The sequence below is a fragment of the Amycolatopsis sp. NPDC003861 genome (genome assembly GCF_053605405.1).
This window is the reverse complement of sequence record NZ_JBSGJD010000080.1, coordinates 1-21,845: the sequence shown is the minus strand read 5'-3', so window position 1 is coordinate 21,845 and position 21,845 is coordinate 1. Positions and strand designations below refer to the sequence as shown.

Here is a 21,845-nt window from a genome sequence, read left to right as displayed (position 1 = left end):
GGGCGGCCCGAGACCGCCCCGGCCCAGGGCTAGACGGTGATCTTGTCGACGTTCGGGCCGCCGTTGGCGGTCGTCGCGGTCGCCTTGATCTTGTTCGTCCCGGCGGTCAGGGTGACCGGGATCGTGACCGTCTGCCACGTGTCCCAATTGCCCGTTCCGCCGAACGCCACGGCCGAGGCCACCTTCGTGCCGTTGACCGTGATGTCCATCGGGCGGTTCGCCGTGGTGCCGTTGGCGAAGCGCAGGACGACGTTCGCGCTGCCCGGCGCGGCCGCGGGCACGGTGAACTCCACCGCGCTGCCGACCGCGTTGTCGTAGTTGACGAACCCGGTGCCGGTGAAGCCCGCGTGGTTGGCCTCCGCGACGCCGTTCGTGATCGTCGCGTCTTCGGCCTGGTAGTCCACCGGGTCACCGGGGCCGGGCCCGGGGCCGGTCGAACCGTCCGCCGGGATCGTCTTCGTCCCGGTGTTCCAGCCCGCGACCCGCACCGACGGCGCCGCTCCGTGCAGGTCCGCGGTCCGGTACGTCGCCGTCAGCGTCGTCGACTCGCCCGGCCACAGGCTCACCAGGTTGTCGGTCCACCGGACCGGCAGCACCGGTGCGCCCGCCGTGCCGACCACGTGCGCGTCGACGAAGAAGGCCGGCACCTTGCCCGTCGAGGGGTTCGAAAGCGTCACCTTCGTCGTCGTGGTGCCGTCGGCGTTCGCCGTCGAGGTCGCCGAAGACCCGAGCGTGACCGAACCCAGCGAGTTCAGCCCGGAGAGGTCCGCGTACGACGTCGTGGGCGTGTAGTACCAGTCGCTGTTGCCCCAATCCAGGGTGTCGGCCTTGGTGGACAGCCAGTACACGTTCCGGCTGACCTCCTTGCCCGAGGAATCCGTGAGCACCAGCTTCGCCAGGTACGTCGTCGACAGCCCGCTCACCGAACCGATGGTCAGCGCCGTCGTCTTCGCGCCGTCACCACCCACCGAGACGCTCTTCGACTGGTCGAACTTCGACGTCCCGTCCAGGTTGAACAGCTGCACGCGGGCGGTCAGCCCCGACACCGCGTCGTGGTTGTGGTTGACCACCACGACCGACTTCGTGTCGTACGAGTACTGGATGTGCAGCGGCTCGTTCGCCTTCTTGGCCCCGAAGTACGAGCCGTTCTGGTCGAGGTAGGCGTCGAACAGCTGCCAGTGCAGCGACGTCCAGCCGCTGTTGAGCATCCAGTAGATGATCCCGGTGGCCGGGTTCGAGCTGTCGCTGAAGTTCCGCGAGTGCGACTCGAACTCGGCGCGGACGTTCTCGTACTGCGCCAGCTGCGCCTTCCGGACGAAGTCGGCCAGGCTCGACGGCTTGCCGTACCGGCCGGTCAGCGCGTCGCCGAAGAGCTTCAGGTTGGCGAACGTCGACGACGACGACCGGTGGTACTGCGCGGTCGACGGGCTCTTCCACATCGTGTCGAGCTCGCTCGCCGACATCATCCGCTTGAGCGTGTCCATCGTCGGGATGTCCGGCCCGGCGCTGGTCTCGGAGTTGAAGCTCCACGCACCGCCGAGGTCGCTGTGCGCCTTGTCGTACCAGTAGTTCGGCGGGACGTAGTCGTACGGGCCGTTCATCTTCATCCCGGACGACCCCAGCTGCGGCGACGACTTCGCCGACGCGGCCGGGACCACCGGCGTCGCCCAGTCCGCGGCGGACAGCGCGTCGAGGTAGTTCTTCTCGATCGTCGCGTCGGGGGCGAAGTCACTGCCGATGAGGAAGGAGATGACGCTGGGGTGGTCGCGCAGCCGCTCGGCCTCGGCGGTCATCGACGCCTTGGCGATCGGGTAGTCGGCGGCGGTCCAGGGGTCACCCTTCTCGCTGCCGTTGACCTGGCCCTCCCACTTGTCGCAGCACTCCCAGCCGGGCAGCGTCAGCACGCCCATCCGGTCGGCGAGGTCGAAGAACTCGTCCGGCTCGATGTGGCCCTCCAGGCGCACGGTGTTGAGCCCGAGGTCCTTGACGTAGGCCAGCTTGTCGGCCGCGTACTGCTCGTTCCAGCGCAGGAACAGGTCCGGCGAGTAGCCGCCGCCCTTGATCAGCAGCGGACGCCCGTTGATCGTGTAGGACCGGCCGCCGCTCGAGTTCTTGTTCGCCGTCACCGTGCGCACGCCGAAGCTCGAGTGAGAGGAGTCCGACGCCGTCCCGCCGACGCTCGCGGTCAGGTCGAGGTCGTAGAGCGGCTGCCCGCCCATCCCGGCCGGCCACCAGAGCTGCGGGTTGTCGATCCCGACCACGCCGAACGTGACGGTCTTCTTCTCCTTGGCCGCCAGCGAAACAGTCTGGCTGATCGCCCGCCCGGCGACCGTGCCGGACACCGTCGTGCTCACCGCGCTCGCCGAGTCGTTGCGGACGTCGGCCTTCACGGTCAGGTCGGCGTGGCTCGTCCCGGTCAGCTTCGTGACGACGTGGCCGCCGCGCAGCGCCACCGGGCCGCTGCGCCGGACCAGGACGTCCCGCACGATGCCCATGTTCTGGTCCGGCGGGGTCTGCGCCCAGTCGATCCAGCCCATCGACAGGTCCTTGTTCGGGTCGTTCGGGTAGACCTTGAACGCGACGCTGTTCGTGCCCGCCTTCACCAGCGCGGTGATGTCGAGGTCGTGGCGGGTGTAGGCGCCGTTGACCTGCGTCTTGTCGGCGACGCGCGTCCCGTTGACCCAGACGTCGGCCTTGGACAGCACGCCGCTGAAGTCGAGGTACGTGCGCTGGGTGGTGTCGGCGACCGTGAGGTCGGTGCGGTACCACCAGGGAACCTGGAAGTCCGCGGTCGGCACGTTCTTCATGTTCGTCGAGTAGAACGGGTCGGCGTACTTGCCGTTGGCCAGCAGGCCGGCGTAGACGGTCGAGCGCGGGCCGACCGGGTACCAGCCGGAGGTGTTGTAGCCGGGCTTGGAGACCGCGGCGTCGTCGCTGACCTGCGCGGACGTCTGGATCAGGAAGCCGGGGACCGCGGTGGCCGGGGCCGCGGCCGCGACCACCGCTCTGACCGGTTCCTGCCCGGTGGCCGGTGCGACACTGGCGCCGCTCGCCGCGACGGCCAGCACCGCCGCCGCGAGGAGAGTCCGGGTTCTTCTCTGCCGATAGCTCACTAGCGCGCCTCCTAGGCACCCACGGCGGCGGGGGACAGCGGACCATCGTTAGGGAACTTTCCTAACAATTGCGACGATCGTAGCGGCCCGCTCACGCCGGGAACAGAGGCCGTTCCGTCAGACCCGGGCCGCCTGCCACACCGCGGCGGCCCGCAGGGCCAGCAGGAGCGGCAGGGAACCGTCCTCCCAGAGCCGTTGAGGAAGTGCCTCGCTGAGCGGGACACCGCCGGCCAGCGCGGCGCCGATCGCGGCGAGGTCGACGTCGAAGAGCGTCAGGCCGGCGCTGTAGAGCCGCTCGCCGCTGACCGGCCGGCGCCGGGCGACCTCGGCGCCGTCCACCGCCAGCTCGGTCAGCCCGAAGAACTCCGGTTTGGCGCCGCGCTCCATCCAGCGCGCGAAGCCGACCACCTTCGTCTCGCGGACCTCCTCGGGGGCCAGGCCGCTCTCCTCGCAGAGCTCGCGCTCCATTCCGGCGCGGACCGCGGTGTGCAGCAACCGGCGCGGGCCGCCGTCGGGCGTGCGCAGGTCGCGCGGCTCCAGCGAACCGCTGCCCGAGGGGGCGAGCAGCAGCCCGCTGACGGAGTTGAGCGGCGACTGCCGGACGGTGACCAGCTTGCCGTCGGTGGTGCAGGCGACCGTCGAGACGCCGACGAGGTCGGCCAGCGCGCTGCCGCTCAGCTCGCGCAGCGCGCCGGCGCTGTCGGTGAGCTCGGCCTTGCGCAGGTCGTACTCCTCGCCGGTGTCGGTGCGGGTGATCCGGAGCGCGGCGAGCTCGTTCGAGCAGACGGCGTCGAAGAACCGCGCCCGGTGCAACCGGATCGGCGCGGGCCGGGCCCCGGCGGCGGGCAGCGGTTCGCCGCGCATGCCGACGATCGGGCCGTTGAACAGCAGGCGGCCCCGGGCCCGCAGCGGCAGCACGTGCGGCGCGGTGGCCTTGAGCGACGGCGGCAGCCGGTAGGGCTCCTCGGCGACGTCGATGGTGTGCCGCTCTTCCCACAGGTCCCGGTCGATGGCCGCGCTGACCAGCGCGGTCCCGCGGGCGGGCACGGCGAGGTAGGTGGACTCCGGGTAGGCGGCGGGCGGCGGCAGTTCCGCGGTGGGGAAGGGAGCGGCGATGGTGGTGAACTCGAACCCGGCCCACCGCCGGCGCAGCAGCCGGACGTCCCGGGTGAAGGTGGCGACGCCGAGCGCGAGCGCGACGGCCGACAGCACGACGCCGACGGCGCTGGGCAGGATGGTAACGACGCCGAGCACCACCCCCAGCCCGGACGCGGCGAGCGGCCACTCCCGGGCGCCGAGGAAGCCGAGGTAGTCCGCCTTGGCCCGGGCGCGGCGCGTCAGTTTTCCCATCGCCGCACTGTTTAGCACGCCGGTCTCACCCGGCGTCGAGATACACCCAGTGGCCGTCCTCACGCCGGAAGCGGCTGTTCTCCTCGAGGAACCCGTCCCGCCCCCGGTGGCGGTAGTGCGCCCGGAACTCGACGGTGCCCTCGGCGTGCAGCAGGCCGCCGCCGGTCCGGCCGAGGATCTCCAGCCGCGTCCACTCCTGCCCGGGATCGAGCGTGAGCTGCCGCGGCCGCGTACCGGGGTGCCAGGTGCGCAGCAGGTAGCCGGCGTCACCGACGGCGAAGGCGCTGAACCGCGACCGCATGAGGAGTTCGGCGGTGGGAGCGGTGAGGCCGCCCCCGTGGAACCGGCCACAACAGGCGCCGTAGGACTCGGCTAGGCCGCACGGGCACGAAGTCATGCCGAAATCATCCCACTCGGCTCCGCCGAGATCGCCGCGTGCCGGTCATGCGTGTTACCTCGCGGGAATTCCGGTTTCGAACTCGAGAAGCCTGCGCGATTCGACCACGTGCTCTCCCGTGCGGGTGATGAGCACTTTGTTGCTTTCGAGGTGTACGAGAGCCTTGTCATCCAGTGCTCGTACTGTCCGGCGCAGGTTCTTTTGCATCGAGTCCGCTACCCAGGTCGCGAGTTCGTTCAACGTCGTGGGTGTCGCGCCTCGGTGATACAGGAGAACGAGCACCGTGTCGCTCGCGCGGAGGTCCGCTCGCAGGACTTTGGGTCGGTCGCCGAACATCTGCACGACCGGGTACTTGCGCGTGACCAGTTCCGTGACGAGCCGTTGCGCGGTGTCGGCGTCGACGCGGTCGCTCAACCGGACGAACTCGGCCACCACCCAGTCGAGCACGGCCGTCACCAGGGTGGCGTCCTGGAGGTTCGGGTCGATCCCGTCGGCGAGATGTGCGACGTCCCGGCTGTTGCGGATGTCGTAGACAACACGAAGTGCTCGAGGCAAGTAGATGCGCACAGCCTTGGGAAACTTGGTGGCGTTCAGAGATTCCAGTGCCTTCGCGGTCTTCTCGGTGTTCAGTTGTTCGCCGATGGGCGTATGGTGGCCTTTCGTCATGTGTTCGAGAATCCGGTACGCGGCCTCGCAGAACCTCCCGCCTTCCACGGCGCTGAGGCGATGTCCGCCGAGCAGGTAATTGCGTTTCGCCTCTGCATACGCGTCGAGTAGTTCGGTGGCGAGGGTGTGATCGTATGATGATTCGAGGACGTTCCGAGCCGTGATCACTAGTCACTCTTTTCGTCCGGTGAGCTCTTCTTGCCGCCACCGCCGGACCGCTTCTGTCGGTACGGGTGTTCGTGCAACGCCGCCTTCACCGCCTCGCGGTCCGGCAGTGCCTCGACCACCGCGTCGCCGCGGGCGGTCATCTGCTTCGCTCCCTGCCCGGCCGAGACCACATATCCGCTCTGCCGGTCGGCGTTGTCCAAGTCCCTCGGCAGGTTGCCGAACCTCTGCCCGGCCGCCTCGAGGTTGAGTGCGGAGATGTCCGAGGCCTTGAAGTGGGCCGTGTCCCGGTGGTGGGTGAGGTAGTAGGCGAGGCAGGCGATCCGCTCCACCTGGGAGCCGGGCTTCTTCCGGCTCATGAAGTCGCGAGCGCTGACCGTGTCCTGGCCCGCGCTCGCGGGTGCGTCGGGCGAAGGGTTCTCGTGCGGCTGAATCGTGCTCGAACCGATCGGCGCGAGGTCGGTCAGTCCCAACGACTCCATCAGCCACGAGAGCGCGCGCCGGCGGCCTCCCTCCGCGAGCGGGCTGAGCGCTTCGTAGGAGGCCTGCATGGCTTTGAGTTCGGCGAGGCCGTTCTCGACGGAATCAGCTGTTTTCGTTTCCCGCGGATCGAAATCCGTGTGCACGACGTTGTTCGGGGCTCCGTCGGCGAAGTCGTGCGCGGAGCCTTCTGGAGTGGTCGTTGGCTCGTCTTCCATGGTGATCCTTTCCGGATCTTTCGGCGGTGTGCTCCAAAGCTAGCGCCGAGTTGGCGCGCCTCTGTCGCAGTTATGTCGCACGGCTTTTGCGGTGCCGGTCGCGGAGCGGCATAGTCGCAGGTCGCGATTCCGTCGTGTCACCCGGAAGTGCAGTTTTCCCGTGCTCCGATGTCACTACAATCGTCGCCGTGCAGCTTGGAGGTACCAGTTGTGGCTCAGTCCGACCCCAACGTCCGTGCCGTCGGCGCTCTTCTAAGCCGGCTCCTTGCCGAATCTCCGCCCTACCGGGCGAAGTGGCGGGCCTTGACCTCGCGAGTCACGGGGGAGCTCAATCAGTTGGCGATCGCGAAAGTGATCGAACACCATCTGTGGGAGCAGGACCCGACCGGCCCCGAGCGTACGGCGCGCATGCTGAAAGACCGGGTGAGCCGAGCCTTGACCGGACAGACGCTCTCGTACGAGACCTTGACCTGGTTCGTGGACGCGTTCGACATGACGGAGACGGACCGGACGCACGTTCGCGAGGTCTACGAAGGCCGGCACACGCCGACCAGCGAAATCGCCCATACGCTGCGAAGCAGGCGAGAGATGATCCGTGGGCAGCGGCACCGCACGATCAACCTGGTCGAACGATACGACGTCATCGACGGCTGCCTGAACGTGCGGCGCACGGTGCACACGATCCGGGCGATCGAGGATGGCGTCGACATCTACCTCTTCAACCACGAGCCGGAGGCCTCACGCGTCGAGGTTGCTTACGGCGGGCAGCTCGGCCAGAGCCATGAGTACGGTCGCGGATTGCGGAGCGTCGAAATCAAGCTTGACCGGCCGCTGCAGAAGGACAAGACAGCGGCGCTGGAGTACTTCGCTGTCTTCGATCAGCGGTCCGCTGGGTTGACGGAAGTGCGGAGAGCGGCGTTCGCCAGAGTAGAGAACGCCGACATCGCTGTCGCGTTCACCGGTGTAGTCCCGCGCCGGGTTTGGTGGTGCATCTGGGCGGACCACCTCGGCGGCTCACCGGTCGAGGAGAAACCGATCGAGCTCGTCAACTCCGCGACGAGGAGGTTCGTCGCGTCGATGGAGGACACGGTCGTGGGATTCCGGTGGGAATGGTGACCCGGTCCCGGTCCCGGTCGTCGGCGGTGGCCAGCCGGTCCGCCGTGGACTAATCCGCGTTGACCGGCTTCCCGCTCTTCCGCGCCTCCTGGGCACCCCGCACCGCGAGCCGGTCGGCGCGCTCGTTCTCCGGGTGGCCGGCGTGGCCCTTGACCCACAGCCATTCGACCGTGTGGCCGCCGATCGCCGCGTCGAGGCGTTGCCACAGGTCCGCGTTCTTCACCGGGGCGCGCGCCGCCGTCTGCCAGCCGTTGCTCTTCCAGCGGGGCAGCCACTGCGTGATGCCGTTGCGCACGTACGTGCTGTCCGTGTACACGCGGACCTGCGACGGCCTCGTCAGGCTCTCCAGCGCGCGGATCGGTGCCGTCAGCTCCATGCGGTTGTTCGTCGTCGGCGTGGCTTCGCCGCCGTACAGCTCGCGCTCGTGCCGGCCGTAGCGCAGCACCGCGCCCCAGCCGCCCGGTCCGGGGTTCCCGCTGCACGCGCCGTCGGTGTAGATCTCCACGTCCACGCGGCGACCCTACCGGTCGCGCCCCTCGCCCCGGGCCGCCACGCCGGGTTACGGTGAACCTCCGGAGGGGAACCATGAGCGGGCACGACGACACGGCGGAGGGGGCGCTCCTGGCCTACCTCGCCGACGCCGATCGCGAGTACCTGCTCGCCCGCGGCACCCGGCGCCGGTTCCGCGCCAACGCCCTCGTGCTCATGGAGGGCGACCCCTCCGACCACGTCCACGTGCTGGTCTCCGGCTGGGTGCGCGTCTCCACGATCGTCGAGGACGGCCGCGAGGTGCTCTTCGGCCTGCGCGGTCCCGGCGAGGTGCTCGGCGACCTCGCCGCGGTCACCGGGCGGCCGCGGTCGGCGTCGGTGCGCGCGATCGAACCCTGCACCGTCTTCCAGCTGACCGGCGCGGAGTTCGTCGACGTCCTGCAGGCACGGCCGGCGATCGCCATCGCGACGATCAAGACGGTCGCCGCACGCCTGCGCAACGCCGAGTCCGCCCGGATCGACGCCGCCGCCTTCGACGTCAGCCGCCGCGTCGCGGTCGTCCTGGTCCGGCTGGCCGAGGAGCGGGGCCGGACCGTGCCGGAGGGCGTGGTCGTCGACGCGCTGTCGCAGGAGGACATCGCCGCGCAGATCGGCGCCGCCCGGCGTACCGTCGCACGGGCGCTGCGGGTGCTGCGGGAGCGCGGGATCGTCGAGACCGGCCGGCGCCGCTTCCTCATCCGCGAGCTGCGCGTCCTGCGGGCCTTCGCCCACTCTGAGCCAAACGGCACACAAGACCGGTGACAGCAGGCCTCTGACCGGCACCCCCCGTCCGGCGATCCTGGAGCCCGGCCGGAAAAAAGAATGCGATGCCACCCGGTCGGATTCCTTTCGAGCGAGGTCGGGGAGCCCGTGCCGTGAACGTCTACTGCAAGATTCTGACCCTGGTGAAATCGGTCTTCGCCGCGTTCGTGGCCGGCGCCCTCGCGGGTTTCGCGGTGGCCGCCGGAAGCGCGGCGGAACCGGCAGCTCCGGCGTTGCACGGCTCCGCGCCGCTCTCCACCTCGGCCTGGGTACAGCGATGAGGAGGTGTGTCTGATGGAGAGCCACTCGATCTGGGCCCTGATCTTCGGGGTGAACTGACCTGTGGTGAAACCGGCCGGCCGGCTCGTGGGGGGCCGGCCGGCCGGTATTCCCGAATGCCGGCGTCCGCGATTTGTGCTGCTTTCGGAGAACGGGAACTGGTAACGTGGGAAAGTCGGCCGCGGGGGGACGAGGGGGTGGGACGACGGACGAGCACACCTCCCCGTTCGTGCGCGAGCTGAACGAACTGCGCCGCGGCCGCGGTCTCGACGCCGCCGATCTGCACCAGCGGATCGGCCCCTGCCTGCGGGCCGCGTGCGCAATCACCGAAACCGACCAGCCCGCCGCCGCGCGCCAGAAGCTCGTGCTGCGGCTGACCGAGCTCTGCGGACGGCTGCCGCCGGACCTGAAGCTGGCCGCGCTGGCGGCGCTGGGCCTGCACGAAGAGGCCGCGGGGGAGTTCCTCGACCGGAGGATCTCGTGGCTGGCCAGCGTCCTCGACCGCGACCCGCGCACCGCCCGCCGCCGGATCGACCTGGCGTTCCGCCGGATCGACGAGCTGCTCGGCGCGCCGGCGCCCCGCCGTGACCCGCACCCGCTGGCCGGCTGGTACGTCGAGTCGATGAAGGCGATGCTCCGGCTCGACCGCACCCCGGCGGAGCTGCAGGAGGAGCGCCGGATCGTCGCCGAGGTCGACGAGCTGGACGAGCTGGTCCTGCCGTTCAGCGCGCCGGCCGAACCGGGCAGCGACCCGGTGCCGGACATCACCGCGGACGCCCTGTTCGGCGGCGAAATCGTCGAAGCGCGCCAGATGTCGGCGAGCCACGCGCAGTTCATCATGCGGCTGCCGAACCCGCTGCGGCTCGGCCAGCGCCACGAGTACGGCATCAGGTTCACGCCGCGGCGCACGGAACTGCGGCCGTACTACGCCATGACGCCGTTGCGCCGCTGCGAGGAGTTCACGGTGCGGGTCCGGTTCGACCGGGCGGCCCCGCCGTCGCGGGTGTGGCGCCTCAACGGCGTCCCGGGCCGGGTGGTCGACGACGGCATCGACTCGGGTGACGCGCTGACCGTCAATCGGGTCGGCGAGGTCGGCCTCGAGTTCCACGACCTGCACCAGGGCTTGAGCTACGGGCTGCAGTGGTCGTTCGACTGACACCGAAGTCCGGATAGTGGGACGTGGAATAGCCGCGCCGGCCCCGGGTTGGCACAGTCGTAGCCGACGGAAAGGGGTCCGCGATGAGCACGTTCACCCAGGAGTGGCAGGACTGGAAGGCCCGGCGCGAGACGGACCTGGCCGAGCCGCACGGCTGGCTGGCGCTGGTGTCGCTGGACTGGCTGACCGACTCCCCGCGCGAGTACCCCGGCATCCCCGGCCGCTGGTGGCAGGACGCCGACGCGGCGTACGTCGACCCGGCCGGCGCCTCCCTCTCGCACGAAGGCGAGCCGATCACCGACGTCCGGCGATTCGAGCTGGTCAACAGCGGTGCGGGCACGCGCGTGCTGTCCGGTGACGTCGAGATCGAGGTGGCCCGCCGGTCCGGGTACCTGATCCGCGTCCACGACCCGAAGGCCGAGGTGCTGCGCGAGTTCCGCGGCGTCCCGGCGTACGAGCCGTCGCCGTCGTGGGTGCTGTCCGGGCGGTTCGAGCCGTTCGACGCGCCGCGGCCGACCACCGTCGGCGCGGTCGTGGAAGGCCTGAGCCACGTCTACACGGCGCCGGGTGTCGTGCGCTTCTCGCGCGACGGCGTCGAGCACACGCTGACGGCGTTCAACGGCAAGGACGGCGGCTTCAGCATCCTGTTCACCGACGGGACGAGCGGCGTGACGACCTACGCCGCCAACCGCTCGCTGCCGGTCGGGGCGCCGGGCGAAGACGGCACGGTGACGCTGGACTTCAACCGCGCGGTGAACCTGCCGTGCGCGTTCACGGATTTCGCGACGTGCCCGCTGCCGCCGGCGGGCAACCACCTGCCGTTCGCGGTCGAGGCGGGGGAGAAGATCCCGTACGAGCGCGGGTGACTCCCCCGCCGGGCTTCAGTGGGCCACGTCGATCACCACGCGGTTGGGCGCGGTGAGTGTGAAGACGTTCACCGCGGTCCGCGACCGCACGCCGAGCCCGATCGAAACCTGACCCTCGAAGTCCCCGGTGACGGCGACGGCCATGACGTTGCTCAGGTTCCGCGTCCGGAACTTCGTCGGCCCGGGGTAGGTCGGGTTCCCGTTTTCGTCGTGCGCGGCGGCCGGGTGGACGGCGACGTTGATGAAGAATTCCCCGGTGAGCCACACGATTTCCCCGCTGGCGTCGGCGGTCAGCTCGTCGACGAGCTGGTAGGAGACGGTCGGCGCCGGCCCGCTGGTGAGGTCGAGCACGACCCGGTCGAACCCGGTGTTGAGCCCGGTCCGGATGTTCGTCATGGTGGGCGTCACGGGAGCGGCGCCCCGGGCGGGCGAGGCCGCGGCGAGCACCCCGCTCCCGGCGACCAGCAGGCTGACCGCGGCGAGTGCGTGCCACTTGGTTCTGGACATGGTGGGCCTCCTGGCGGAGAGAACCGATGGACGTCCCAGCGCTGGGTGCGCTGGAGACGCCCGGTTCGTCCGCGAAGTTGCCCCCGTGTCCTCTATCGTTACCCGGCTGCTCCGTCCGGGTCCGCGACCTTGTCGACGACAGCCCACCAGAGGAAGTCGCGGGCGCGCGTCGCCGCGACGAGGCGTTGCCGGTCGCGCAGTTCCGACGCCTCCTCCGCGGCGGCCCCGCTTTCGCCGGCCCGGGCCGGGAACTCGACGACCAGCACGGCCTGAAAGTCGAGGCCCTTCGCGCGGTGCACGGTGCCGACCTTGAGGTGCTCGTCGGGAGCGCCGGAGTAGTCGTCGAGGGACAGGACGGGGACGCCGGCCTCGCGCAGGATCCGCCGGCACCGGACGAGGTCCTGGCGCTGGAAGACGATCAGCGCGGTCTGCCCGAGCGGGGTGGTCAGGCCGGCGATCCGCCGGGTCAGTTCGGCCGCGAGGTCCGCTTCGGTGCCGCGCCAGGACACCGCCGTCCCGCCGGTGTTGCCCGCCTCGGCGTTCTTCAAGGCGATCCCGGACGCGCCGTCGAGGTCGTCGACTTCGTTGCGCGCGTCGAACCGCTGGGCGAAGGCCAGGACTTCGGTGCGGTTGCGGTAGTTGACCCGCAGCACCTCGCCCCGGCCGAGGACCGGGATGCCGGCGTCGGAGAGCCGCCAGCCGCCCGGGTACACCTGCTGCTGGCCGTCGCCGACGAGGAGGAGCTGGTTCGGGCCGGTGCCGGCCAGCTCCTTGATCAGCCGCAGCCCGTTCAGGGTGATGTCCTGCACCTCGTCGACCACCACCGCGGCGTACCGGGTTTCCTGCGGCTCCCGCCGCAGCTCGGCCAGCGCGATGTCGATCACGTCGTTGTGGTCGTGCAGCCCGCGTTCGGCGAGCATCTCCTGGTAGGTCTCGTAGAACTGCCACACCGCGGCCTTCTGCTCGCCGCCCAGCCGGACCTCGCGCCCGCGCCGGGTCGCCGGACGACGGTACTCCTCGAGCGTGGTGAACCCGCGGCCCTTGATGACCCGGTCGAGCTCGGTGCGCCAGTACTCGTCGTGCCGCTCGATCGGCTCCAGCACGGCGCGGTGCCGCGACCAGGCGCGGCCGAACGCGGTCCGCACCCCGCGCGCGTCGACCTCGACCGGCCGTCCGCGTCCGGTCAGGAACCGGCGCACCCAGGCGTGGAGGTGCACGAACTCGGCCCGGTCGCCGAATTCCGGGGCCAGCCGGCGGAACGCGGCCTCGTGGACGGGCGGCAGGGTGCGCACGAAGGTGGTGAAGAGCACCGGCCCGGAGGTCCGCCGGGCGACGTGCCGGAGCCGGTGCAGCGCAACGACGGTCTTCCCGGTCCCGGCCGGCCCGCTGATCCGCGCCGGCCCGCGGTAGTCGCGCGTGACGACGGCCCGCTGGTGCGGGTGCAGGAAGGTGAGCCACGAGTCGAACGGCCGCAGCTGAGCGGCGGCGACCTCGGCCTCGACGAGGGCATCGGCGTCGAGGAAGCCCGCAGCCGCCTCACCGGCTTCGGGCGGCCTGACGCGCAGCGGGACGTAGCCGTCGAGGATCTCGGCGGCCTGTTCGCCGATCGCGTCGATCTGACGCCGGTCGAGGTGCGGTGCGGCGGGCTTGAGCAGCTTCGCCAGCTCGGTCTCGGCGACGACGCGGAACGGGCCGGGGTCCCGGATGGGCCGCTTGGGGCCCGGGGTGACGAGCACGAAGTGGACGGCACTGCCGGTGAGCTCCCGGCCCCGGCCGTCCCGGATCCCGGCCCAGCTTTCTTCGGCGTGCCGGACGAGGGCATGGGGACCCGGCGGCGGGCCGGCGGCGATCGTGACGGCGAAGAGGCCCTCGGGGCCGATCAGGAAGGCGTCGGCCCGCCGGCCGGCCGGCGCGGCCCGCACGAACAGCCGCCAGCGACCGGCGGTCTCGACGAGCAGGGCGGTGAGAATCCGGCGGCGATCGCCGTCGAGCTGCGGGATGTGCTCGGTGAGCAGTGCCGAAGCCTGCTGCTGGAGCACCCGCTTGGCGTGCTTGGTGAGACCCACCGACCCTCCCCGTCCGTCGCGCGGTCACCAGCCGCGGTCGCGCCACTCCTTCAGCTTCGGCCGCTCGGCGCCCAGCGTCGAGTCGTCGCCGTGGCCCGGGTAGAACCACGTCTCGTCCGGCAGGTCCCCGAAGAGCCGTGTCTCGACGTCGTCCAGCAGCGATGTGAAGTTCTCCGGCGACGACGTCTTCCCGACACCGCCCGGGAACAGCGAGTCCCCGGTGAACAGGTGCGGGTGACCCGCCGGGTCCCGGTACAGCAGCGCGATCGAGCCCGGCGTGTGTCCGCGCAGGTGGATCACCGACAGCGTGACTTCGCCCACCGTCAGCGTGTCGCCGTGCTCGACCAGGAAGTCCGGCGGCACCGGCAGGGGTTCGGCGTCCAGCGGGTGGGCCGCCGTGTTCGCGCCGTTCGCTCCCGCCACCGCGCCGAGGGCCTGCCAGTGGTCCTGGTGCTGGTGGGTCGTCACCACCGTCTTCAACGACGGCCGGTCCGGGCCGTGGCCGATCAGGTCGGAGATGCGGTCCGGGTCGTTCGCCGCGTCGATGAGCAACGCCTCGTTCGACGCCCGGCACACCAGGAGGTACGCGTTGTTGTCCATCGGGCCGACGGACAGCTTGGTGATGGTCAGCGCGTCGAGCGTGCGCCGGGCGGCGTCGCCGCCCGGGTCGACGTGCCCCGTGTAGGTGTCCACGATGTTCACCGTGCACACGGTAGTCGTTTCGCTCCAACCGGTTCCACCCGCACAAGCACCCGGCCACCCCGCCACGTAGGCTCAGCGGGAACCCCCGCCAGCCGACCTCAGGACGACCGTGCCCACCTCCCCGACGCCGCGCCGGATCAGCTGGGACCTCCTCCGGGTCGTCGCCGTGCTGGCCGTCGTGCTCGGGCACGTCACCCACCAGGGTGCCCTGCTGCACCCGGAACTCACGGGGTACCCCTTCCGGGTGACAGCGCAGTTCGGCGCCGCGATCCTGCTGGTGATCTCCGCCTTCTTCGTTTGCGCCAGCCTCCGCAAGGGCAACCCGCGCCGGTGGCTGTGGAACCGCGTCGCGCGCCTCGTGCCCGCCTACCTGGTCGCGGTCCTGCTGACCTACGTCGTGACGCGGTGGGCCGCCATCTCCTTCAGCGGCCTGCCTTACCCGCCCGGCGTCACCGGGTTCCTCTTCGGCGTCCCGCAGGGCCCGCCGACCGACCCCTCGCCGTGGTACATCCCGACCTGGCTGGACCTGCTCGCCAACCTCGGCATGGTGCAGGAGTGGGGCATCCGGTCGGAGACGTTCTACTACCTCGACGGCTCCTACTGGACGCTGCCGGTGCAGCTGCTCGCCTTCACCGGCGCCGCCCTGCTGTGGCCGCGGTCGTGGCGCACCCACCGGCTGACCGTCGCCCTGCTCTGGGCGCTGATCCTGGTCCCGCTCGCGCTGCGGTTCCTCGTCTTCGCGCCCGGGACGGCGAGCCCGGTCGTCGAGACGTTCTACTACGGCCTGGGCCTGCACCGGCTGCACGTCTTCGCCATCGGCGTCGCGATCTGGCTGTGGGCGCAGCGCCGGCTGAAGACGTGGCACATCGCCCTCTTCGTGCTCGCCGCCGTGGCCGCGCAGGACCTGCAGGTCTTCCCGTTCCACGTCGCCCTGCCGCAGGACGCGCAGCGCTGGCCGTCCACGATCGGGTTCGCCGTGCTGCTCCTGCTGGTCTGCGTGGCCGCCCGCGGCCCGGACTGGCGGTTCCCCGGACTGGCGCGGATCGCCCCGGCCGTCACCTGGCTCGCGGGCATCTCGTATGGTCTTTACCTGGTGCACCAGGAACTGGGCTACATCCTGGCCCGCGCCCTGCTCGACCTCGGCCTCCCCGGCTGGCTGCGGCTCCCCGTCGTCGTCGGCGCCGCCGTGCTGGCCGGCTGGGCGGTCACCGCGGGGGTCGAACGCCCGGCCCACCGGTGGCTCACCAGACGTCGAAAGCCCGAAGAACCGCAGGTCAAGGACGCGGAACCCGTTTTTGTCGGTGGTGGCTCGTAGCATGGATCGCGGCCGCCCGTGCAGCTTGACACCGGGTCGGCGACCGCACTGAAGAAGACATTGAGAGGACCCTGGCGTGGCTGATCGCCTCGTTGTTCGCGGTGCCCGCGAGCACAACCTCCGCGGCGTAGATCTCGACCTGCCCCGCGACAGCCTGATCGTGTTCACCGGCCTGTCCGGGTCGGGGAAGTCGAGCCTCGCCTTCGACACCATCTTCGCCGAAGGGCAGCGCCGCTACGTCGAGTCGCTCTCGGCGTACGCCCGGCAGTTCCTGGGCCAGATGGACAAGCCGGACGTCGACTTCATCGAGGGCCTCTCGCCCGCGGTGTCGATCGACCAGAAGTCGACCTCGCGCAACCCGCGCTCCACCGTGGGCACGATCACCGAGGTCTACGACTACCTGCGCCTGCTCTACGCCCGCGCCGGCAAGGCGCACTGCCCGACCTGCGGCGAGGCGATCAGCAAGCAGACCCCGCAGCAGATCGTCGACCAGGTGCTCGCCATGGAGGAGGGCACCCGGTTCCAGGTGCTCGCCCCCGTCGTCCGCGGGCGCAAGGGCGAGTACGTCGACCTGTTCGAGAACCTGCAGCAGCAGGGGTACGCGCGCGTGGTCGTCGACGGCACGGTCCACGCGCTCACCGACCCGCCGAAGCTGAAGAAGCAGGAAAAGCACCAGATCGGCGTGGTCATCGACCGGCTCACGGTGAAGGCGGCCTCGCGCCAGCGCCTCACCGACTCGGTCGAGACGGCGCTGCGCCTGGCCGACGGGCTGATCGAGCTCGAGTTCGTCGACCTCCCGGAGAACGACCCGCACCGGATCCGCGGCTTCTCCGAGAACCTGGCCTGCCCGAACGGCCACCCGCTGGCCATCGAGGACCTCGAGCCCCGCTCGTTCTCCTTCAACTCGCCCTACGGCGCCTGCCCGGAGTGCACCGGTATCGGCATCCGCAAGGAGGTCGACCCGGAGCTGGTGGTCCCGGACGACGAGCTGTCCCTGGCCGAGGGGGCGATCGCGCCGTGGTCGGGCGGCCAGAGCGCGGACTACTTCATCCGGCTGCTGGAGTCGCTGTCGGAGACCATCGGCTTCCGGATGGACACGCCGTGGCGGCGGCTGCCCGCACGCGCCCAGAAGGCGGTGCTCCACGGCGTCGACGAGCAGGTCCACGTCCGCTACAAGAACCGCTACGGCCGCCAGCGCTCGTACTACGCGAACTTCGAGGGCGTCATCCCGTTCCTCGAGCGGCGCCAGGAGCAGACCGAGTCCGAGTACATGCGCGAGCGGTACGAGGGCTACATGCGCGAGGTGCCGTGCCCGGCCTGCCAGGGCACCCGGCTCAAGCCGGAGATCCTCGCGGTGACGCTGCAGCACAAGACCCGCGGCGACATGTCCATCGCCGAGGTCTGCGGGCTGTCCATCGCCGAGGCGTCCCAGTTCCTCGACGAGCTGGAGCTGGGGCAGCGCGAGGCGATGATCGCCGGCGCGGTGCTCAAGGAGATCCAGGCGCGGCTGCGCTTCCTGCTCGACGTCGGCCTGACGTACCTGTCGCTCGACCGCGCGTCCGCCACACTTTCGGGTGGTGAAGCGCAGCGCATCCGGCTGGCGACGCAGATCGGCTCCGGCCTGGTCGGCGTGCTGTACGTGCTGGACGAGCCGTCGATCGGCCTGCACCAGCGCGACAACCACCGCCTGATCGAGACGCTGACCCGGCTGCGGAACCTGGGCAACACGCTGATCGTCGTCGAACACGACGAGGACACCATCCGCTCCAGCGACTGGGTGGTCGACATCGGCCCGGGCGCGGGCGAACACGGCGGCCACATCGTCCACAGTGGACCGTACAAGAAGCTGCTGAAGAGCAAGGAGTCGCTGACCGGGCAGTACCTGTCCGGCCGGCGCCGGATCGAGGTGCCGGCCATCCGTCGGCCGATCGACAAGAAGCGGCAGCTGACCGTGGTGGGCGCGCGTGAGCACAACCTGCGCGGGCTGGACGTCTCGTTCCCGCTCGGCTGCCTGGTCTCGGTCACCGGCGTCTCCGGCTCGGGCAAGTCCACGCTGGTGAACGACATCCTCGCGACGGTGCTGGCGAACAAGCTCAACGGTGCCCGTCAGGTGCCGGGCCGGCATACCCGGGTGAACGGCCTGGGCAACGTCGACAAGCTGGTGCGCGTCGACCAGTCGCCGATCGGGCGCACCCCGCGGTCCAACCCGGCCACCTACACGGGTGTCTGGGACCACGTCCGCAAGCTGTTCGCCGCGACCACCGAGGCGAAGGTGCGCGGCTACCAGCAGGGCCGGTTCTCGTTCAACGTCAAGGGCGGCCGCTGCGAGGCGTGCGCCGGCGACGGCACGATCAAGATCGAGATGAACTTCCTGCCGGACGTCTACGTCCCGTGCGAGGTCTGCAAGGGCGCCCGGTACAACCGGGAGACCCTCGAGGTGCACTACAAGGGCAAGACCGTCTCGGACGTGCTCGACATGCCCATCGAGGAAGCCGCGGAGTTCTTCGAGCCGATCAAGGCCATCCACCGCCACCTGCAGACGCTGGTGGACGTCGGCCTCGGCTACGTCCGGCTCGGCCAGCCCGCGCCGACGCTGTCCGGCGGTGAGGCGCAGCGCGTCAAGCTGGCCAGCGAGCTGCAGAAGCGCTCGACCGGCAAGACGGTGTACATCCTCGACGAGCCGACCACCGGTCTGCACTTCGAGGACATCAACAAGCTGATCGGCGTGATCAACGGCCTGGTCGACAAGGGCAACTCGGTGATCGTGATCGAGCACAACCTCGACGTGATCAAGACCTCCGACTGGATCATCGACATGGGCCCCGAGGGCGGCTCGGGCGGCGGCACGGTGGTCGCCGAGGGCACGCCGGAGCACCTGGCGGACATCGAGGACAGCTACACCGGCCAGTTCCTGAAGACGGTCCTCTAGGCCGGCCGGCGGCTACCGCTCCTTCCCCGTGGTCTGGTGGACCACGGGGGAGAGCGGGCCGTAGTGCAGGGCCCGGAGCCGGTAGGCCGACCCCTCTTCGCCGTGGAGCAGCGAGAGCGCGCACGTCGTCACGTCCGGGTCGGTCACCTCGACCGGGTCGAAGTCCGGCGCGCCCGGGCGGCGGATCTCCAGCAGGAAGCCGGCCTCGTCGCGCGTGCGGTCGGCCCAGGTGAACGTCACCGTGCCGCCCGCGGTCGCCGTGTGCAGGTCCGTCGAGACCGGGCCGGTGAACGGCTGCACCCGGTAGTAGAACGGCGTCTCCGGGATCAGGTCCGGGTGGTGGTAGCTCGTCACGTGCGGGGCCAGGAAGCGCAGCGTCGTCCACGGCCCGGCCGGGTTGTTCGCGTACTCGACGCGGTGCCCGGCGTCGTCGTCCGGCCACGTCAGCACCACGTCCGTGGGGGAAGCCAGCGTCGCCGTGAAGGCCGGCGGAGGAGCCGCGGAACAGCCCGCCGCGAGCAGCGCCACCAGGACGAGGGGTTTGACGGGCACGGCGGCCTCCCGGAACGGCGGGGGCGGCGGTGCGGACGTGACGAGCTTAGGAAGCCGCCCGCACGGCGACAAGATCGTGCCGATCACCGGGACACACCAATCCGGCGGCGAACCGGCACCGAACGGCCCGAAAACCCGGCTGAACCGTTTCGCGCCCGCCGCCGTGTTCTGGGTGTCGAGGTCCGCCGGATGGCGGAGCCGCCCTCACCGAGGAGAGAACGTCATGAACCGTATCCGGCCGGTGGTCGTCAGCGCGGTGGCGCTGTTCGCCGTCGCCTCCCTGTCCGCCTGCGGTGACATGGCGGGCGGTGCCCAAGGGCCGCAACACGGGGAGCCGGGGCACAAGATGCTCCAGGTCGCCACGGTCAACGGGGTCGGCGCGGTGGTCACCGACGCCGACGGCAAGACGCTCTACCGGTTCGACAAGGACCTCTCCTCGCCGCCGACGTCCAACTGCGACGGTGACTGCACGAAGTCCTGGCTGCCGATGCTGGCCGGGGTCGCCACCCCGATGCTCAAGGGCATCCAGGACACCCAGGTGGGCACCGCGACCCGCAAGGACGGCAGCAAGCAGATCACCCTCAACGGCTTCCCGCTGTACGAGTACGCGGGCGACAAGGTCGCGGGCGACATGAACGGCCAAGGCGCCAACGGCACGTGGTTCGCCGTCGCGCCCGACGGCAGCAAGATCACCGCGAAGAGCAAGGCCGGCGGCGCCGGGTACTGACAGACGACGGGTTTCCGGGCAGAACGAGGAAGGACGGGCAGCCGATGAACACCATGGTCGCGCTGCGCTCGGCGCACGCACCGCCGGTGGAGCTGAGGGTTGCAGTACTGTCCTCGCCGACTCAGAACACCGTCGGGAGGACGAGGGTGGCCATAGGAGGCAGGCGGCCTAAGAAGGCCAAAGGCGAAGACCTGATTCGGCAGCTGTACGCCGAACACGGGCGAAGCCTGCTGGCCTACGCGACGAGGCTGACCGGGGATCGGGCGGCAGCCGAGGACGTGGTCCAGGAGACGCTCGTCCGTGCGTGGAAGCACGCGGACGACTTGCAGAACGACGGGAAAGGCTCGGTGCGCGGCTGGTTGCTGACCGTCGCGCGCAACCTGGTCACCGACCGGGCACGGGCCAGGGCGGCTCGGCCACAGGAAGTGGCCGAACCGGCCGAAGGGGTGCCGACCCCGGCCGTCGAGCGCGATCACGCCCAGGGCGTGGTCGACTCGATGACCGTGCTCGGCGCGATGGACGGGCTGTCCAACGAGCATCGAGAGGTCCTGGTGGAGATCTACTACCGGGGACGGACGGTGGCCGAAGCGGCGAGAACACTGGGCGTCGCACCGGGTACCGTGAAATCAAGGTCGTACTACGCACTACGAGCACTCAGAGCAGCGATGATTTCGAGCGGAACGGAGGTGGCGCGATGAACTCGGTGGACGAGAGTCACACGCAGCTCGGCGCGTACGCCCTCGGCGCGCTCGATCCCCACGAGGCAGCCGACTTCGAGCGGCGGCACCTGCAGACCTGCGCGCAGTGCCGGTTCGACCTGAACGAGCTCGTGGCCCTGCGCGACTCGCTCGACGAGGTACCGCCCGAGGCGTTCCTCGAAGGGCCGCCCGAAGGCGGGGACCTGCTGCTGCAGAAGACCCTGCGCCGGGTGCGCGACGAGGAGGAGCGCGTGGCGCCGCCCCGCTCGTCCCGCCGGGGCCTCGCCCTGGTCGCGGCGGCGGTGCTGGTGGTGGCCGCCCTCGGCGGCGGTGTGCTGGTGGGACGGCAGACGGCCTCGGACGGCGGGACCATCGCGGCGCCGCAGTCGGATGTCCCCGGCACGAAGAACGTCGAAGGGCGGGATCCGACCACCGGCGTTCAGCTGGCCGCGTCGGTGGCCCCGTTCCAGGGCTGGGTCAAGGTGGACGTCAACGTCAAGGGCGTCAAGGCCGGCGAGAAGTGCCTGCTCCAGGTGGTCACCAAGGAAGGCCAAGCGGTGACCGCGGGCAGCTGGCAGGTCTCGGAGAAGTGGGAGAACCAGGGCTTCAACCTCGACGGGTCGGCGCTGGTCGCCCCCGACGACGTGAAGTCGGTCGACATCGTCACGGTGGACGGCCGGAAGCTGGTCTCGGCCCAGGTGTGACGTGACGGGCGCGCGCTACCGGTTCCGCAGCACGTGGCTGCTGCCGGGAACCGCGCCCGGGCGGGTGTTCGGCGTGGTCACCGACCTCGCCGGCTACCCGAGGTGGTGGTCGGACGTCCGCGCGGTGCGCCGCGTGGACGACGACACCGCCGAGCTGGTTTGCCGGTCCCGGCTGCCGTTCCGGATCGTCGTCCGGATGCACCGGGACCACCAGGACGAGCGCACGGGCCTGATGCGGGTCAGGCTCAGTGGCGACCTCGACGGGACCCTGACGGGAGCGGTCCGCGCGGCGGGCGCGGGCACGCTGCTGGAAATCACCCAGGACGTTCAGGCCCGGAAGGAGTTGCTGCGGCGCTTCGACACGGTGGCCCGGCCGCTCTTCCGCGCGAACCACGCGCTGATGATGCGGCGGGGCCACCGTGGGCTTTCGACCTACCTCACCTGACCCCCGGTCACAAGCGCCCCAATGTGGCGTTGGTTGCGTCAGACGCACCCAATGTGGCGTTCGGTGCGTCAGACGCACCGAACGCCACATTGAGGTTTTCTCAG

The 21,845-nt window shown here is 70.4% G+C and carries 21 protein-coding genes; 11 read left to right on the top strand and 10 right to left on the bottom strand.

The features are described 5' to 3' along the window. Window positions 1-29: 29 nt before the first annotated feature. From ACWEVN_RS21145 to ACWEVN_RS21125, 5 genes are all read right to left on the bottom strand, one after another. Window positions 30-3,113: a glycosyl hydrolase 2 galactose-binding domain-containing protein gene (locus ACWEVN_RS21145; RefSeq protein ID WP_452052406.1), complete on the bottom strand. Its 3,084-nt coding sequence runs from the start codon at window positions 3,111-3,113 to the stop codon at window positions 30-32. 117 nt (window positions 3,114-3,230) lie between these two features. After that, window positions 3,231-4,463, bottom strand: coding sequence for a hypothetical protein (locus ACWEVN_RS21140; RefSeq protein WP_452052405.1), 1,233 nt, complete (start codon window positions 4,461-4,463; stop codon window positions 3,231-3,233). A 25-nt stretch (window positions 4,464-4,488) separates the two neighbouring features. Further along, window positions 4,489-4,860 (bottom strand): YchJ family protein, encoded by a 372-nt coding sequence (locus ACWEVN_RS21135; RefSeq protein ID WP_452052404.1) that lies wholly within the window; start codon window positions 4,858-4,860, stop codon window positions 4,489-4,491. A gap of 54 nt (window positions 4,861-4,914) precedes the next feature. Continuing rightward, window positions 4,915-5,694, bottom strand: coding sequence for a hypothetical protein (locus ACWEVN_RS21130; protein ID WP_452052403.1), 780 nt, complete (start codon window positions 5,692-5,694; stop codon window positions 4,915-4,917). Next, window positions 5,694-6,389: a hypothetical protein gene (locus ACWEVN_RS21125; protein ID WP_452052402.1), complete on the bottom strand. Its 696-nt coding sequence runs from the start codon at window positions 6,387-6,389 to the stop codon at window positions 5,694-5,696. The genes ACWEVN_RS21130 and ACWEVN_RS21125 overlap by 1 nt, the downstream gene beginning before the upstream one ends. Before the next feature lie 210 nt (window positions 6,390-6,599). Here ACWEVN_RS21125 and ACWEVN_RS21120 point away from each other — a divergent pair, with 210 nt between their 5' ends. Continuing rightward, complete coding sequence (locus tag ACWEVN_RS21120; RefSeq protein ID WP_452052401.1) at window positions 6,600-7,505, top strand: hypothetical protein; 906 nt, start codon at window positions 6,600-6,602, stop codon at window positions 7,503-7,505. A gap of 49 nt (window positions 7,506-7,554) precedes the next feature. Here the strand turns inward: ACWEVN_RS21120 and rnhA are convergent, their stop codons facing one another. Next, the gene (gene rnhA / locus ACWEVN_RS21115) at window positions 7,555-8,016 is read right to left on the bottom strand and encodes a ribonuclease HI (protein WP_452052400.1); all 462 of its coding nucleotides are present in this window, start codon (window positions 8,014-8,016) and stop codon (window positions 7,555-7,557) included. A gap of 74 nt (window positions 8,017-8,090) precedes the next feature. Here rnhA and ACWEVN_RS21110 point away from each other — a divergent pair, with 74 nt between their 5' ends. The 4 genes from ACWEVN_RS21110 (at window position 8,091) to ACWEVN_RS21095 (ending at window position 11,096) form a co-directional block, all read left to right on the top strand. Beyond that, complete coding sequence (locus ACWEVN_RS21110) at window positions 8,091-8,795, top strand: Crp/Fnr family transcriptional regulator (protein ID WP_452052399.1); 705 nt, start codon at window positions 8,091-8,093, stop codon at window positions 8,793-8,795. 113 nt (window positions 8,796-8,908) lie between these two features. Further along, window positions 8,909-9,076, top strand: coding sequence for a hypothetical protein (locus ACWEVN_RS21105; protein WP_449685721.1), 168 nt, complete (start codon window positions 8,909-8,911; stop codon window positions 9,074-9,076). Window positions 9,077-9,303: 227 nt separating this feature from the next. Beyond that, window positions 9,304-10,230 (top strand): hypothetical protein, encoded by a 927-nt coding sequence (locus ACWEVN_RS21100; RefSeq protein WP_452052398.1) that lies wholly within the window; start codon window positions 9,304-9,306, stop codon window positions 10,228-10,230. Between the two features lie 83 nt (window positions 10,231-10,313). Then, the gene (locus ACWEVN_RS21095; protein WP_452052397.1) at window positions 10,314-11,096 is read left to right on the top strand and encodes a DUF1684 domain-containing protein; all 783 of its coding nucleotides are present in this window, start codon (window positions 10,314-10,316) and stop codon (window positions 11,094-11,096) included. A gap of 15 nt (window positions 11,097-11,111) precedes the next feature. Here ACWEVN_RS21095 and ACWEVN_RS21090 read toward each other — a convergent pair whose 3' ends face one another. From ACWEVN_RS21090 to ACWEVN_RS21080, 3 genes are all read right to left on the bottom strand, one after another. Further along, window positions 11,112-11,603 (bottom strand): AMIN-like domain-containing (lipo)protein, encoded by a 492-nt coding sequence (locus tag ACWEVN_RS21090; RefSeq protein ID WP_452052396.1) that lies wholly within the window; start codon window positions 11,601-11,603, stop codon window positions 11,112-11,114. A 98-nt stretch (window positions 11,604-11,701) separates the two neighbouring features. After that, complete coding sequence (locus tag ACWEVN_RS21085) at window positions 11,702-13,669, bottom strand: UvrD-helicase domain-containing protein (protein WP_452052395.1); 1,968 nt, start codon at window positions 13,667-13,669, stop codon at window positions 11,702-11,704. Between the two features lie 24 nt (window positions 13,670-13,693). Beyond that, on the bottom strand, window positions 13,694-14,371 hold the full coding sequence (locus tag ACWEVN_RS21080; protein WP_449685717.1) for an MBL fold metallo-hydrolase: 678 nt from the start codon (window positions 14,369-14,371) through the stop codon (window positions 13,694-13,696). A gap of 109 nt (window positions 14,372-14,480) precedes the next feature. Here ACWEVN_RS21080 and ACWEVN_RS21075 point away from each other — a divergent pair, with 109 nt between their 5' ends. Next, window positions 14,481-15,686, top strand: coding sequence for an acyltransferase family protein (locus ACWEVN_RS21075; RefSeq protein WP_452052394.1), 1,206 nt, complete (start codon window positions 14,481-14,483; stop codon window positions 15,684-15,686). Window positions 15,687-15,762: 76 nt separating this feature from the next. Then, window positions 15,763-18,615: an excinuclease ABC subunit UvrA gene (uvrA, locus tag ACWEVN_RS21070; protein ID WP_449685715.1), complete on the top strand. Its 2,853-nt coding sequence runs from the start codon at window positions 15,763-15,765 to the stop codon at window positions 18,613-18,615. Between the two features lie 12 nt (window positions 18,616-18,627). Here the strand turns inward: uvrA and ACWEVN_RS21065 are convergent, their stop codons facing one another. Then, on the bottom strand, window positions 18,628-19,167 hold the full coding sequence (locus tag ACWEVN_RS21065) for a fibronectin type III domain-containing protein (RefSeq protein WP_452052393.1): 540 nt from the start codon (window positions 19,165-19,167) through the stop codon (window positions 18,628-18,630). 223 nt (window positions 19,168-19,390) lie between these two features. Here ACWEVN_RS21065 and ACWEVN_RS21060 point away from each other — a divergent pair, with 223 nt between their 5' ends. From ACWEVN_RS21060 to ACWEVN_RS21045, 4 genes are all read left to right on the top strand, one after another. Next, window positions 19,391-19,894 carry a hypothetical protein gene (locus ACWEVN_RS21060; protein WP_452052392.1) on the top strand — a complete coding sequence of 168 codons (504 nt, stop codon included), beginning with the start codon at window positions 19,391-19,393 and terminating at the stop codon, window positions 19,892-19,894. 146 nt (window positions 19,895-20,040) lie between these two features. Further along, the gene (locus ACWEVN_RS21055; RefSeq protein ID WP_026469270.1) at window positions 20,041-20,592 is read left to right on the top strand and encodes a sigma-70 family RNA polymerase sigma factor; all 552 of its coding nucleotides are present in this window, start codon (window positions 20,041-20,043) and stop codon (window positions 20,590-20,592) included. Continuing rightward, entirely contained in the window at window positions 20,589-21,296 is a 708-nt protein-coding gene (locus ACWEVN_RS21050; RefSeq protein WP_449685712.1) for an anti-sigma factor family protein, read from the top strand. Before ACWEVN_RS21055 ends, ACWEVN_RS21050 begins: the two co-directional genes overlap by 4 nt. 1 nt (window position 21,297) lies before the next feature. Beyond that, window positions 21,298-21,741, top strand: coding sequence for an SRPBCC family protein (locus tag ACWEVN_RS21045; protein WP_449685711.1), 444 nt, complete (start codon window positions 21,298-21,300; stop codon window positions 21,739-21,741). Window positions 21,742-21,845: the final 104 nt, after the last annotated feature.